12 protein-coding genes and 1 other annotated feature are annotated in these 14,919 nt (G+C 37.2%); of the genes, 6 read left to right on the top strand and 6 right to left on the bottom strand.

Annotated features, from left to right (window positions below; all coding sequences use genetic code 11):
- Nucleotides 1-78 precede the first annotated feature (78 nt).
- Nucleotides 79-3,225: a transglycosylase domain-containing protein gene (locus ACYQ73_RS15780; protein ID WP_460013367.1), complete on the bottom strand. Its 3,147-nt coding sequence runs from the start codon at nt 3,223-3,225 to the stop codon at nt 79-81.
- Nucleotides 3,226-3,327: 102 nt separating this feature from the next.
- Nucleotides 3,328-3,531, top strand: a binding site (T-box leader).
- Between the two features lie 83 nt (nt 3,532-3,614).
- On the opposite strand from ACYQ73_RS15780, the gene tyrS reads away from it, so the two are divergent.
- Nucleotides 3,615-4,883: a tyrosine--tRNA ligase gene (gene tyrS / locus ACYQ73_RS15775; RefSeq protein ID WP_460013366.1), complete on the top strand. Its 1,269-nt coding sequence runs from the start codon at nt 3,615-3,617 to the stop codon at nt 4,881-4,883.
- A gap of 386 nt (nt 4,884-5,269) precedes the next feature.
- Here tyrS and ACYQ73_RS15770 read toward each other — a convergent pair whose 3' ends face one another.
- The 3 genes from ACYQ73_RS15770 to ACYQ73_RS15760 form a co-directional block, all read right to left on the bottom strand.
- Nucleotides 5,270-6,079: a cobalamin-binding protein gene (locus ACYQ73_RS15770; RefSeq protein WP_460013365.1), complete on the bottom strand. Its 810-nt coding sequence runs from the start codon at nt 6,077-6,079 to the stop codon at nt 5,270-5,272.
- 118 nt (nt 6,080-6,197) lie between these two features.
- On the bottom strand, nt 6,198-7,403 hold the full coding sequence (locus tag ACYQ73_RS15765) for an iron-containing alcohol dehydrogenase (protein ID WP_460013364.1): 1,206 nt from the start codon (nt 7,401-7,403) through the stop codon (nt 6,198-6,200).
- Nucleotides 7,404-7,799: 396 nt separating this feature from the next.
- Entirely contained in the window at nt 7,800-8,171 is a 372-nt protein-coding gene (locus ACYQ73_RS15760; protein WP_460013363.1) for a hypothetical protein, read from the bottom strand.
- 190 nt (nt 8,172-8,361) lie between these two features.
- Between ACYQ73_RS15760 and ACYQ73_RS15755 the strand changes: the two genes are divergently transcribed.
- Nucleotides 8,362-8,949: a TetR/AcrR family transcriptional regulator gene (locus tag ACYQ73_RS15755; RefSeq protein WP_460013362.1), complete on the top strand. Its 588-nt coding sequence runs from the start codon at nt 8,362-8,364 to the stop codon at nt 8,947-8,949.
- 2 nt (nt 8,950-8,951) lie between these two features.
- Nucleotides 8,952-9,815 (top strand): CPBP family glutamic-type intramembrane protease, encoded by an 864-nt coding sequence (locus tag ACYQ73_RS15750; RefSeq protein WP_460013361.1) that lies wholly within the window; start codon nt 8,952-8,954, stop codon nt 9,813-9,815.
- Nucleotides 9,816-9,915: 100 nt separating this feature from the next.
- Here ACYQ73_RS15750 and ACYQ73_RS15745 read toward each other — a convergent pair whose 3' ends face one another.
- On the bottom strand, nt 9,916-10,143 hold the full coding sequence (locus ACYQ73_RS15745; protein WP_460013360.1) for a helix-turn-helix domain-containing protein: 228 nt from the start codon (nt 10,141-10,143) through the stop codon (nt 9,916-9,918).
- A gap of 209 nt (nt 10,144-10,352) precedes the next feature.
- Here ACYQ73_RS15745 and ACYQ73_RS15740 point away from each other — a divergent pair, with 209 nt between their 5' ends.
- Together ACYQ73_RS15740 and ACYQ73_RS15735 are read left to right on the top strand one after the other, a co-directional pair.
- Nucleotides 10,353-11,171: an alpha/beta hydrolase family protein gene (locus tag ACYQ73_RS15740; RefSeq protein ID WP_460013359.1), complete on the top strand. Its 819-nt coding sequence runs from the start codon at nt 10,353-10,355 to the stop codon at nt 11,169-11,171.
- A gap of 135 nt (nt 11,172-11,306) precedes the next feature.
- Nucleotides 11,307-11,468, top strand: coding sequence for a hypothetical protein (locus ACYQ73_RS15735; RefSeq protein WP_460013358.1), 162 nt, complete (start codon nt 11,307-11,309; stop codon nt 11,466-11,468).
- A gap of 463 nt (nt 11,469-11,931) precedes the next feature.
- Here the strand turns inward: ACYQ73_RS15735 and rpsD are convergent, their stop codons facing one another.
- Nucleotides 11,932-12,534 (bottom strand): 30S ribosomal protein S4, encoded by a 603-nt coding sequence (gene rpsD / locus ACYQ73_RS15730; protein ID WP_370075739.1) that lies wholly within the window; start codon nt 12,532-12,534, stop codon nt 11,932-11,934.
- Nucleotides 12,535-12,998: 464 nt separating this feature from the next.
- Here rpsD and ACYQ73_RS15725 point away from each other — a divergent pair, with 464 nt between their 5' ends.
- On the top strand, nt 12,999-14,879 hold the full coding sequence (locus tag ACYQ73_RS15725; RefSeq protein WP_460013357.1) for a sensor domain-containing diguanylate cyclase: 1,881 nt from the start codon (nt 12,999-13,001) through the stop codon (nt 14,877-14,879).
- Nucleotides 14,880-14,919: the final 40 nt, after the last annotated feature.

Here is a 14,919-nt window from a genome sequence, read left to right as displayed (position 1 = left end):
ATCCCTTCAAATTAGTAGTCCCCTTTATAATGACAAAAAAACAGGCATACTACAATTACTTTGTAGTATGCCTGTTTATTATTGGGTAGGTGGTGGATTAGTCGGTGGAGTTGTATTTCCGTTGTTTCCTCCGTTAGAGCCATTTCCGCTATTTCCGGAACCACTGCCGTTATTCGAGCCGTTTCCGTTATTTCCGGAACCACTGCCGTTATTCGAGCCGTTTCCGTTATTTCCGGAACCATTGCCGTTATTCGAGCCGTTTCCGTTATTTCCAGAACCATTGCCGTTATTTGAGCCGTTTCCGTTATTTCCAGAACCATTGCCGTTATTCGAGCCATTTCCGTTGTTTGAGCCGTTCCCGTTACTACCATCTGACCCATTGCCATTTTCCGAACCGTTTCCGTTATGGTTTGAGTCTTCGCCGTTAGTAGGCGGAGTAGTTGGTGGAACTTTTTCTTCCTTGTCTTTTTCAGGTTGTTTTTCATTCGCACTCCCACCAGTAGAAGCGACATTAGATTGCGATGAAGTTAAACCTGTAATATCGACAGCGACAACAACATAGGCTTGACCACTTGCTACCGTCATACTTTGTGATGACTCAGGCACTGATCCGACAAGAGTTCTACCACCATTTGTTACTTTATATATTCGATAACCGACAACATCATTTGAAGAGCCAGTCCAAGACAATGTATTGCCATTAATTGAAGCAGTTACTGCTGCTGGCGAATTGTGATCTGCCGGGAAATCAACAGCTGATACCGATGAATTCGATAATGTCGAATTTTTTGGTAATAGGCTGGCTGGATTACCGCCAAGTCTGCCTAACATTCGTTTAATAAATGCTTGATTAATACCTGCACCACCTGGTTTAACAAATTCTGGTGGTGTGCTAGGGAGTGCATTATACGTTTTACCTTTAATCGTAACAACCTTTGAGGAAGCTAAGCTATCATCAGGCTGCGAAGGTAAAAATACTTTCGCGTTAAACAAATCAGAGCGTACGAGACCAGCATTAGCACATGCTGCTGAAGGTGCTAGACCCGAAATACCACAGAATGATGCAGTGACAACGTTTTTCGGTTGCTTAAATCTAGTTTTAGGGGCAATTAATTGTGGATCGACATCATACACAGAATTCATTAATGTTCCCCATAGCTTGTTAATTCGCACACTAGGCTGCTGATACGTATTATTAAATGTATACAGTGATTGATTGTTATCATAACCCATCCATACACCAAGAGAAACATTCGGGTTATAGCCAACTAGCCAAACGTCTTTATAATTTTGTGAAGTACCTGTCTTAGCAGCAAAGTCAGCAGAGAATTTAAGTGAATTTCTTGCAACTGTACCTGTTCCTTTTGTTAGCACATCTCGTAACATATCTGTAACGATATAAGAAGTTTCAGGACTAAACACTTGTTCAGGTTTAACTTCGTGTTTATAGATGATATTTCCGTTTTGGTCTTCAATTCTATCAATCATGTAAGCGTCAACGAATTGTCCGCCGTTTGCGAAGGTTGCATAGGCATTGGTGTTCTCTTCAACAGTAATACCATCTTTTACTCCCCCAATCCCAGCTGCAAGGTTTGTAAAGTCATCAGGTTGTAAGGTTGAGATCCCCATTTTTACTAAATAATCGGCAGGACGTCTGTTAAGAATATCATAATATAGACGTAAAGCAGATAAGTTTTGTGAACTAGCTAATGCTTCACGTGCAGGTATAAGTCCTCGTTCATCACTAGTAATATAGTTGCTCGGACTCCAACGGCCAACAGAGAATTTTACGTCGACTAAGGGACTACCTGCACCGATTGCACCGTATTCTATTGCAGGTGCATATACGAGTAATGGCTTCATTGTTGAGCCATTTGAGCGTTTTGCCTGTGTAGCATAGTTATAATTTTTTAATTCAAAGTCACGACCGCCGACAAAGCTTAAAATACGTCCAGTATTATTTTCAATTAAAATACTGCCGACCTGTACAGGCATTTCAGCATCCACTTCTTCCCCTGTTACAGGATCCTTGTCTTTAACGGTGTAAGTATGACCATAATTTTTGAAGTTTTCCGCTGCTTTTTGCATCGAATCGTACATATCTTTATTTATAGTTGAATAGATGCGGTAACCTTTTGAGCGGACATCACGATCTGCTAGGATCGTATACTTATCTTTTAATTTTTTTTCATTTTTTAAGCGTTCTGGATCAATACCATCTGCTACTGCTAGTTTTTCAGCAATAATTTCTGTCGCGCGACTTTCAAGCTCATATGTTAGCCATGGGTAGCGATCCTCCGAGCGCATCTCAGGTGAACGGAAGTCAGCAGTAATATCATAAGCGAGTGCTTCTTTATATTGAGCTTCGTTAATGTAACCTGCGTCTTTCATGCGATAAAGTACAGTTTTCATACGATCAATACCCTGTTGAAGAGCTTCTTTACTTTTAAGTGCACCCGTATTTGTAAAAGGTGTGTAAGTAAAAGGTGCTTGAGGAATACCAGCTATATACGCTGCTTGAGGAAGCGTTAAATCCTTTGCTTTTACATTGAAAATACCTTCAGCAGCTGTTTCAACTCCTGCAATGTTTCGACCGGAAGAGTTACGACCATAAGGAATTATGTTTAAATAGGCCTCTAAAATTTCTTCCTTTTTCATAAAGTGCTCTAAACGCATAGCAAGTAAAAGTTCTTTTGCTTTTCGCTCGTAAGATACTTCGTTTGTTAATACTTGGTTTTTTATAAGTTGTTGTGTTAGTGTAGAACCACCAGTTTGAGTGGAAGAGTTTGTGACGTCTTGAAGTAGCCCGCGGATGACGGCTTTCGGAACTATTCCGTTATGTTCACGGAAATACTCGTCCTCTGTCGCTAATACCGCATTAATAACATCAGGTGCGATATTGTTTAATGTTGTTGCTCGACGGTCTAAATCTGTACGTAATTTTCCGATATAAATATCGTTGGCAAAATAAATCTCACTTGTTGAATCGTAGTTGAAAATTTCATTTCGTAATTCTTGCTTTGAGCGTAGTGGCTCTTCTTTTACAAGTGACGCAAAATAGCCAGCGCCAACTGAACCGGCAAATACAGTACCTACCAATGCAAAGACTAAAAATAGTAAAAATAAGTTCCAGGTAACACTTCCTGAAATACGTAATTTCTTCATCCATTTTTGTTGAATTAATTCATCGATCTTTGCATTGATTTTCTCAATCCAATCTTTCAATGTATCGACCTCCTAAAATCTTGTTTATTATAGCACATATTGATTTAGGTCGAACATAGTTATTGACAATGAAAAAGAATCGTATAGAATAATGCTTATAGTTTTCTAGTGATGAAGAGCTTGCAGTAGTGTCTATATTCCCTGTTTAGAGAGCCAGCGGTTGGTGAAAGCTGGTCATAATGTAGAGACGAATTACGTGTTTGGAGCTTAGACGTGCGCGCCTGCGATAAAGGCGGTTGAACGAAGAGGAAGATGGATGACATCTTCAAGCCGGGTGGTACCGCGTTAGATATTAACGTCCCTGCATGCAATGTTTTGCGTGTAGGGACTTTTTTGTTTTTAAAATAATTCTCCCTACACGAAATATTAAACACTTAGGAGGAATAAAAATGACGAACGAATTATTACAAGACTTAGAATGGCGCGGATTGTTATACCAACAAACTGATGCTGAAGGTATGACAAAATTATTAGATGAACAATCTGTATCTTTATACTGTGGCGTTGATCCAACTGCGGATTCTATGCATATTGGGCATATTGTACCTCTTTTAACGCTACGTCGATTCCAAAAAGCAGGTCACCGTCCGATTTTGTTAGTTGGTGGTGCGACTGGTATGATTGGAGATCCATCTGGGCGCTCTGAAGAACGCCAATTACAAACAGTTGAGCAAATTGATAAAAATGTTCAAGGTATCCGTAGTCAATTAGAGCGTATTTTTGATTTTGCAGAAGATGGAAATGGTGCTCAGTTAGTTAATAACCGTGACTGGATCGGCAATATAAATACGATTGAGTTTTTACGTGATTATGGGAAATTAATTAACGTGAACTACATGTTAGCAAAGGATACAATTGCATCACGCCTTGATACAGGGATTTCATTTACTGAGTTTGCGTACACATTAATTCAAGGTATTGATTACAATCATTTATACAACAACTACAACTGTCGCATTCAAGTAGGTGGCTCTGATCAGTGGGGGAATATTACAACTGGTTTAGAAGTTATTCGTAAAACACATGAGGAAGAGACAAAAGCTTTTGGTATCACAATTCCGTTAGTAACGAAAGCAGACGGTACGAAATTTGGTAAAACAGCGGGTGGTGCGGTATGGTTAGATAGTAAGAAAACATCTCCATACGAGTTCTACCAATTCTGGATTAATGCTGCGGATGCTGATGTTGTAAAATACTTAAAAATCTTCACATTCCTTTCTCGTGAAGAAATTGAAGCTTTAGCAGTATCTGTAGAAGAGGAACCACATGTACGTAAGGCGCAAAAAGCACTAGCTGAAGAAATGACTCGCTTAATTCATGGTCAAGAAGCATTAGACCAAGCAATCCGCATTACAGCTGCTTTATTCTCTGGAGACTTAAAAGCACTTTCTGCTGATGAAATGAAGGATGCGTTTAAAGATGTTCCTTCTATTGAATTGGCGAAAGAAGATAAAAACATTGTGGACTTATTAGTGGAAGCGGGTATTTCACCTTCAAAACGTCAAGCTCGTGAAGACGTAACAAATGGTGCGATTAGCGTGAACGGTGAAAAAGTCACTGAATTAGAATATGTAATCGACGGCAAAGATCGTTTAGAAGATGCATTCAGCATTGTTCGTCGCGGCAAGAAAAAATACCATATGGTGAAGTTTGTTTAATCCTAACAAACATGTCAAACATCCCCTCGAAATTTGAGGGGATGTTTTGCTTTGTTGAAAAACGATTGTGTTAATGAAAATAAGATGCAAATAAAGTATGGCTCTTCGGCAAAATGAGGGGTTGATTTTCCGTTCCGGCTCGGCGCTTTCCTGGGGGCGTCCGATGAGCCGCTTCACTCGCGTTCCTCTATATCGCTGATCCCCGAGGAGTCGCCCAGCCTCCACTCCAATCAACCATTTCACATAGCATGTATCTTCTGGCATGTTATAGTTATAAAACGAAACACCAGCAATGCTTTACCTGTGCGAAAGCGAGTAGCTTGGGACGGAAATCACTCTCATTTATAGCGCTACAATATTAACAAAGACTTCATTGACCATTTCTTTTAACTATCTAAAAAGCTAGGAAGCTTTATTTGCTTATATTCTTCTGGGTGAAGCAAATTCGCAAGCTTTAATGCGCCCTCTATGAGGCGTGGTGATGGGCGACAATAAAGCCATTCCTCCATTACGTGAAGCTGTTTCATTTTAACGGCTTGAAGCTCCTGCGCATGTGTACGCTTTAATAAATTTGCTGGTTGAATACGCTCAAAGGCAACTCCTACCCAAGCCAACATAATATAGTCTGGGTCGCGCCTTACTACATCGGACCAATCAGTTTGCACGCTTGCTAGTTCTACATCTTGAAACAGATTTTGCCCGCCAGCAATGGCACTAATTTCAGTTAGCCAATTTATTTTACCTGGCGTAAAGATAGGGTTTGGCCACCATTCCCAATAGAGAGTAGGTTTTTTAGGAATTGTTTCAGCAACTGTGCGAAGACGATCGATACCTTGTAAATATTCCTCAGAAATATTTTTTGCACGCCCTTCAACTCCACAGGCTTTACCTAAAGTATGGAGATCCTGTGCGATTTCCTCTAATGAATTAGCATTAAAAACAATATGGGGAATATTTCTAGCTTGTAATGCTTCAATATTTTTTTCCATGCCAGGGACACTTAAGGATGCGAGTACAAGATCAGGCTGCAATGCCTCTAATGCATCCATATCAATTGATAAATCTGGGCCAAGCTGAGGTAAGTTTTTTACTGCTAATGGCCAATCCGAAAAATCATCGACACCAACAAGTTGATCAGTCAGGCCTAAATAAGCAACGAGCTCGGTATTACTAGGACAAATTGAGATTAAACGCATCTTCTTATCTCCAATTCTTTTTAAGAAAAGTATAGCGAGTGTTGGAGTCACATACAATGACAGAATATTTTCCTCAATAAAAAAAGGCATGCCAAGAGACATGCCTTCTGATTACTTATTAAGAAATTGCGATAGCTTCGAGTGATTCTTCTTTTTTCGCTACAGGGCCCATCGCATTTGTAATAATTTGTTTAATGTCTTCTAACGTTGCTTTACGTGGGTTTGTTGCAGCACATACATCTAACATTGCATTTTTCGCTAAGATTTCAATATCCTCATCCTTCGCACCTAGTTCGCGGAAGCCACTTGGAATGTTCAAATCGCTAGAAAGATTTTCAATTGCTACAATTGCTTTCTCAGCAGCATCACGTTTACTTAATCCTTCAACGTTTTCACCTAACAATTCAGCGATTTTTGCAAAACGCTCAGTACGTGCTGTTAAGTTGAAGCGGCAAACATGGGGCAATAAAATAGCATTACATACACCATGTGGTAGATTATAGAAACCACCTAATTGATGAGCAATTGCATGTACGTAGCCAAGTGAAGCGTTATTAAACGCCATACCTGCTAAAAATTGTGCGTAAACCATTTGCTCACGTGCTTCTAAATCTGCACCGTTTGCATAGGCACGTGGTAAATATTCTGGAACTAGCTGAAGTACCTTTTCTGCACATGCATCAGTAATTGGTGTTGCGTTTGTCGACACAAATGATTCGATTGCATGTGTTAATGCATCTAAACCAGTAGCCGCCGTTAGAGCAGGAGGTAAGCCAATCATTAGCTCTGGGTCATTAATCGATAGTAGTGGAGTAACATGTTTGTCCACAATAGCCATCTTCACTTTACGAGCTGTATCCGTGATAATCGTGAAGCGAGTCATTTCACTTGCTGTACCAGCAGTTGTGTTAATAGCAATTAATGGCACCAATGGGTTTTGTGATTTGTCAACGCCCTCGTAATCATGAATGCGTCCACCATTCGAAGCAATAAGTCCGATACCTTTCGCTGCATCGTGTGCGCTACCTCCTCCAAGAGAAACGATCGAATCACAGTTTTCAGCATGATACACTGTAATCCCATCTTCAATGTTTTGATCTGTTGGATTTGGTTCTGCTTTTGGGAAAATTGCTACATCAATTCCAGCAGCAATAATGATGTTAGCAATTTGTTCAGAGAGACCTAGTTTGTGTAAGCCCTCATCTGTTACGATTAATGTCTTTTTCACTTCTAAATCATTTAAGCGTTTACCAACTTCTTGAATTGCTCCAGGTCCAAATAAGTTTGTTTTCGGCATAACAAATTGCTTTAGAACGTCTGACATAATTCCAACCCCTTTAAAATAATTGTTATTGCTTGAATGATGGCGAACCACCTTTCGAAATTCATAGTATTCTATTCCTTGTAAAAGTTCAACTCGTATTTTTATTAAAATTGTTAATTTTAATCATGTTATTATTTTACAAAAAAGATAGATAGGTTTTTGATATGATGAAAGGTTGAATTGTCTAAGAGTGTTGAATTGAAGATGTTTTGGAAATTGTTTTCCTATAAAAGTAAAATATATTTTTGGGAAATGTGTTCTATTTTAAAAGATTGTTGAATAGTAAATAACTGATATTTGTTTTTAATATAATAGTAGTGATTATGTTGTTTTTTAATTGCGTAATTACTATTTTAAAGTACAAAAAATAGTCATACTTTATAGGGATATTTAAAATTAATCGACCCTCCTTCTTAAATTGTTTAAGGAAATCCATAATGCTAGAGCTACATAAAGAATGACCGTATATCCGAGTAATGCGCACATATAGAAAATTGCCTTTGAATTTGAACTGATTGGAGGATAACCACTGTGAGCATTAAAATGATATACCTCCTGATCATATCCGAACCAAATAGCTACTAACAAAAAGCTTGATAAAAGGAGAGTTAGTAAAGCCTTTTTGTGAAAAGTGATATGCTGTAGACTTTCTTTAAAAGTAATTGGACGCTTAATTGGCTGGTTTTGATGCCTTTTAAAGGGTACTAAGAAAAAAATCATGATCCCACTATAAATTAAAACCATCACAGTAAGTTCAGAAACCTCCATTATTTCCTCCTTTATTCCGATATTTTCTATTTAGACTGCCATAAAGATAAAAGGTTCCTTTTTTATAGATATTTACAAACGGGAATGAAAACTTATTAAAGTTTTTATTTTCAGGGCACTTTTCATTGATATTTACAATTTTGTTGAATATAATTTCAATGAAAATATTTTCAATGAAAGGGTGGGGAAAATGTCGATTAGACATGAACAAAAAGAGCAACGAAGAGCTTTAATTTTACAATCTGCATTGGATTTGTTTATTAGGAAGGGGTATGGTGAAACAAAAGTTGCTGATATTGCTAAAGCTGCCGATATGAGCATGGGATTACTTTTCCATTATTTTGATTCTAAGGAAAAGCTATATGAAGAGCTAATACGCATAGGGTGTGAAAGACTTAAGATGGATATTAATTTTATGAATGAATCGCCATTGGCAATTTTTACAGCGGCTGCTGAGGATTTGTTTGACATGATTCGTACAAACCCGTCTGCTGCAAAAATGTTTGTGCTAATGGAGAATGCACAACATCTTGATTCCTTGTCGGAAGATTTAAAAGAAATGCTTACGGAAGCAGATAAATTAATAAAAAAGAGTATTCCATTAATAGAGAAGGGGCAATTGCTAGGTGAAATTAAACAGGGAAATGCTGAAGCACTTGCGGTAGCATTTTGGTGTGCTATTCAAGGAATCGCACAATACATTGCACTACATCCCGAAACTCCTTGTCCCAATACAATGTGGGTTATTTCAATTCTTGAAAACAGGGAGGGGGATTGAAAATGAAGACTAAACGCAACTTAATAATCTTTATTGTTGTTGTTTTGCTTTGTGGTTGGCTTGGTGTTTTTGTAGATCGCTTCATCCCTGAACAGCCTAAAGGTGACACGCTTGGGATGGGCATTTGGCTAGTATTTCCGCTGCTGACAACTATACTGTTACGTGTCTTTGCTGGAGATGGCTGGCGAGATATAAGCTTATTACCTAATTTGAGAGGCAACATAAAATGGTATATTGTCTCGCTCCTAGTCTATCCTGTCATCACTTCTATAGTTTTGTTATTAAGCTATATATTTGGATGGATGGATTTTTCAGATTTCAATATAGATGCTTTAGTTTCAGTTTTTGCTGGTGGTTTACTGCTTCAATTTGTTAAAAACTTTTTTGAGGAATCGGTTTGGAGAGGTTATTTAACGAGTAAACTTTCATCGTTAAAAATAAATGGTTTTTGGTTGTATTTTATTGTTGGCGGTGTTTGGGGAGCGTGGCATATCCCGTATTTTTTAGTGTTCTTATCAGAAAGGGATATCTTCAGTGTACTTCCTGTAGATAGGTGGCTATTTGCGTTGATAGGTATTGTGACAATGATTTGCTGGACAGTAATGTATACAGAAATTTATTTAATGACGAAAAGTATTTGGCCACTTGTCCTTATGCATATGACAGAAGATGCGCTTGTGAATCCACTTATTCTTGATGGATATATCAAAATTGCTCAGGGAAAAGAATTTCTTGTTTCTCCAACGGCGGGTATTATTACTACAATTCTTTACCTAATGGTAGGGCTTTTATTGCGAACTAAACGAAAGAAGCTGGAGAGGGAAATTGTATCAAAATCAACTACAATAGCTATCGTTAAAATTTGAAAGTTTTAGCGATGAATCAATTTCGCCTTTGCGTAATTGTAGCTGTCGCTGCGCTTTCGCTACAGAAAACATTTGTAGCTGTCGCTTATCCTAAATAGCTCTAATATGGAATATCACACGTTCTCCAATGTTCGTTAGATTCAAGCCTTTTTTGATCCCTATCTGTCTCTAAATTTAATATGGCATGACTGACAGCCGGCTGGGTCATATTTAAAGTTTGTACAGCTTTTGTAAAACTGCCTGTGTCTAGCACTGTTACTAGCACCTGTAGTTGCGTCATTGTCACCATAAGTAAATGCTGCTTATACCACCTATCAAAAACATTCATTTTATTTATGTTATTAAGTATGATCATAGTTTATGAAATCATAACGGGGGTATTATATTAAAGTACCTTGTTAAAACGAAAAAATGCATTTCTTCTCCCATTTCTGGTCATCTTGCCTATAGCTATTTGCTTTATATTATTTTTTAGGTGACCTTAAACTAAGTTTAGGACTGAAATGAAAAAGTCTAGAAAAACTTGGAGGTGCTCTTATGAGTATACGAAATAAACGATTCACTTATGGAAAAAATCAACTGCAGTTTGCGGATCTCCGTCTCCCTGAAGGAGAGGGTCCTTTTCCTGTTGCGATTGTCATTCATGGTGGATTTTGGAAAAATGTTTGGAACCTTGATATTATAGAACCTGTAGCAATAGATTTGGCGTCAAGAGGAATAGCTACTTGGAACATTGAATTCCGTCGTGTTGGAGATGAGGGTGGAGGATGGCCGGGTACATTTATTGATGTTGCAAATGCAGCCGATTATTTACAACAAATAGCAGAAGAAAATCATCTTGATTTAAGCAGGGTTATTACTATTGGGCATTCTGCAGGAGGGCATCTAGCTTTATGGTTAGCAGGTCGTGAAAAACTACCAGAAAATAGTGTTTTAAGAACTACTGTACAACCACTTTCTCTTAAAGGATCGATAAGCTTAGCAGGGGTTAACAACCTTGCACTCATGGATGATGTTCACCGTTTACGTCTATCTGAATTCGGTATAGCAAATAACTATCCTGTATCTGATTTGGTAGGCGGGTCACCCAAAGAGGTTCCAGAGCGTTATGAGCAAGCTTCTCCAATTCAGTTATTACCCCTTCAAGTTCCACAAGTTCTTATTCACGGTTCGCTCGACATTAGTGTGCCAATCGGAATTAGTTATAACTACAAACGTGAAGCAGATGCTTCTGAGGATCAGGTAAAAATGGTGGAAATCCCATCCGCTGAGCACTTTAAGGTGATTGACCCCAAAGCCGAAGAATGGTCATATATTCTTACAGAAGTTACTAATTTATTAGATATCGTACTTTAGTAAAATATCAAGGGGTTTGCTATAGGCAATTATTATTTCTTTTTCAAACAACGCAGCATTTTATGGGGAGCCATTACAATATCTATTCACGATGGTGTAATAATTGGGTACTCAGTAAATTTTCTAGAAAGTGAATTGATTTTAGATATCGAAACGGTGGCAGGTGAAATTGTAACCGTTACATTCGAGAATTATTTAGCACATGATTTTCATCATGTAATGGCGGGAAGTATTTTGTTTGATATTGATGAAGCTGATTTGAATTCATTTTTTGGTAGAGAACAGGGAACAATTTGAGAACTATAATTTATATGCTTGGCCGATTTGGTGCGATAATACGAATGAATTCGAACAAGACTTACAAAAAGATAATTATAAATGCTATGTTATTAGTGCGTCACTAGGATTAACGGGTTATGTATTCGCTAAAGCCCTTAAAATTAAAAGTAAATGATAAGTTGGGTGAGACTTATTGAAATTTGTGAAGTATTCTACTTATGACGGGGGGGTTGGTTAAATAATCCATAATAAGACCACTCTGGATGGGTGATTTTTAATATTAATCGTGTATTTGACTTAATCAGAGCAGCTACAAAAATTATGGCTGCTTTTCATTTTGTGAGGATGTTAAATTTTTACATCATTAAAGAAGAAACCCCCGTAATATTGTGCATTGTCAATAAAAAGCAAAAACCCTAGAGAGCCTTGATATAAAAGGCTTTCTAGGGTTTTCTAAACTACTCTTTGCAGAGCAATTTAATTAACGAGAGTAGTACTCTACGATGAATGCTTCGTTGATTTCAGCTGATAATTCAGAACGCTCTGGAAGGCGAGTGAATGTACCTTCTTTTTTGTCAGCATCAAATGTTAAGTAGTCAGGTACGAAGTTGTTTACTTCGATTGCTTCTGCTACTACAGCAAGGTTTTGAGATTTTTCACGAAGAGAAATCGTTTGACCTGGTTTTACGCTGTATGAAGGAATATCAACGCGTTTGCCATCTACTAAGATGTGGCCGTGGTTTACTAATTGACGAGATCCACGACGAGTACGAGATAAACCTAAACGGTAAACTAGGTTGTCAAGGCGAGTTTCAAGAAGAACCATGAAGTTTTCACCGTGAACACCTTTCATTTTACCAGCGCGGTCGAATAGAGTACGGAATTGACGTTCGTTCATGCCGTACATGTGACGAAGTTTTTGTTTTTCTTGAAGTTGTAAACCGTATTCTGATAATTTTTTACGTTGGTTTGGACCGTGTTGACCTGGTGCGTAAGGGCGTTTTTCGATTTCTTTACCTGTACCGCTTAGTGAGATACCAAGACGACGTGATAATTTCCAAGATGGACCTGTATAACGAGACATATTGTTGTCTCCTCCTTTAAATTTGGTTTTTTTGTTGTAAAACAAAAACCAGTAGTACCCATTCTTATACGCATTTTATTTTCATGTATTTTCGCCTATGCAGCCGTTAGGTTACGCAATACACCATCTATTTGTTTAGAATCTGTTTAGTTATACTAAATAAAATAGAGGAATAAAATACAGTAATAAGCTCATACTACTGCTGCGTTTATTTTACACAAAATCAATTGTAACTGCTTATTACATAGACGTCAATTATTAGACTAACTATTTTTGAAAAAGGTATAATAGTAAAAATTTCCTCCATATACATATTTCGATATTTAGTAATAGTTAATGATACAGTGTGAAATGTAAAACGTAAAAGTAAAATAGAATAACATAGTCAAAATGACACAAATTATGTATACTATACTATAAGTTAATAGTAATTGATTTGGACGTTATATAGAAAAGGTGATTTCATGACAGACCATTTACAAACGCTAAAATATATAAAATCAGATGTTTTGAGCATTTGGGTGAGTTCTAAGGAACAAACCGGTTTTAGTGAGTATTTTTACTCATTAGAACAGTGTCTAAAGAAGCGCTTTGGAATTGTAAAAACGGCATTTCTTGGTTTTGAAGGTAATTCTTTAATACCTGTTGAAGAAATGGCTGCTTTAACAATTGAAACAAAACTAAATGCTGTGTCATGGTTAATGATTGAAGCTAGCTTTTATCAACAGAAGTTGGTAAAAGTCCCTTATATATTAAAAGAAAAAGAAGCCTATACGATGATGACAGATATGGTGCTTTTCCAAGCAGAAGGCAAAAATCCAATTGCTGTGCTACTCGTCGAGGCAACCGATGCTTGGACAGACTTTATGACTTCGGATTACGGGGAAAAGTTTGTCGAAACGCTTACGAAGTTTTTTCAGAACATTAGAGAAAATTTTGAAGTAAAAGTGAATGAAGACCAATTTAGAAAATTGTACAATATGACAGATTTATTTCATTCCACTATGGATATTGATTTAATTTTAGAAAATGTCTTGAAAAATATTAAGGATAATTTCCCGGAGTTTAATGTGGAGCTTATACTATCGAATGATCAAGACCGCCGTACGACTATCGATATTAAGCTATTTGATTACTTATATGAAAGACCTGCGACAATTGAGGCTTTTGTCTCAGGAGAGCTGACGACAGAGCTTGCAAGCGATTTGAATTGTCGATTATTAAACGCCCCTATAAAAGGAAGACAAGCTATTTATGGTATTTTACAAGTAAGTGCACCTACAACATATCTTTTTTCAACGACTGAAAAAGATTTTGTACGAATGCTAGCACAGACATCTGGAAATGCGCTAGAAAATGCAAAATTATATCATCAATCACATCGCCTTGTAAGTGATTTACAACTCATCAATGAAACATCGCATCGTTTAAATATGAGGATTGACATAAATGAAATGTTACTTTTCCTTCAAAAACAGTTAATGAAATCTTTTCAACCAATGGAAGTTTGTTTCGCTTTTAAATATAATGACACCTTTAAAGTGACGGATGCTAGTACAGCTTTATTCAATGCAGAGAAGGGTCAAACATATATAAAACACGTTGAACTTCATTTTGAACATACCAACGATCCACTATTTATTGCTGATTTCAGTCGATTAACCCCTAATCAAATTGAATATCGTTCAATTATGGCAATCCCGATTTTAATGGAAGAAAAAATTAATGGCTTTAGTATTGTGTTACACAAGGAGCCATATTTCTTTTCATTTGATAGCTTTAAATTAATGCAATCGTTAATCCATCACTCTTCTTTAGCAATTGCAAACTCAATACTACGTAATCAACTTCAAGAAATGGTAGATTTGGACCATTTAACGAAATTGTATGCAAGAAGTTATTTAGACCAGTATGTAGAAAAGTCTCTTAAAAATGATCAATCAGGGATGTTCTTACTCATTGATATTGATAATTTCAAACGCATTAATGATACGTATGGTCACCAAATTGGTGATAAGATTCTTAAGCAAATTGCAGTACAGTTAAAAGAAACGATTGGAGCTCGTGGCATTTGTGCGCGCTGGGGTGGAGAAGAAATGTCTGTGTATATCCCGAATATTGATGAGAAAGAAGCAATCGAATTAGCAGCAACAATCGTTGCAATAATTCCAAATACAACAGATCCTCAGGTGACTATTTCAGCAGGTCTCATAACATGGGACGAACAGTACCATCCAGCATTTCAATCTGTTTTCCTACATGCAGATACAGCGCTTTATGAAGCGAAAAACAGTGGTAAAAATCGATTTTGTATTCATGATCGATCGTATCAAAACAATTTATAATGTAATGAAAGAAAACAATTGATTTTGAAAGCCTTATGCG

The sequence above is a fragment of the Lysinibacillus sp. CTST325 genome (assembly GCF_054665055.1).
Note: the sequence above shows the minus strand (reverse complement) of the source record. Positions and strands in the feature narration are given on the sequence as shown.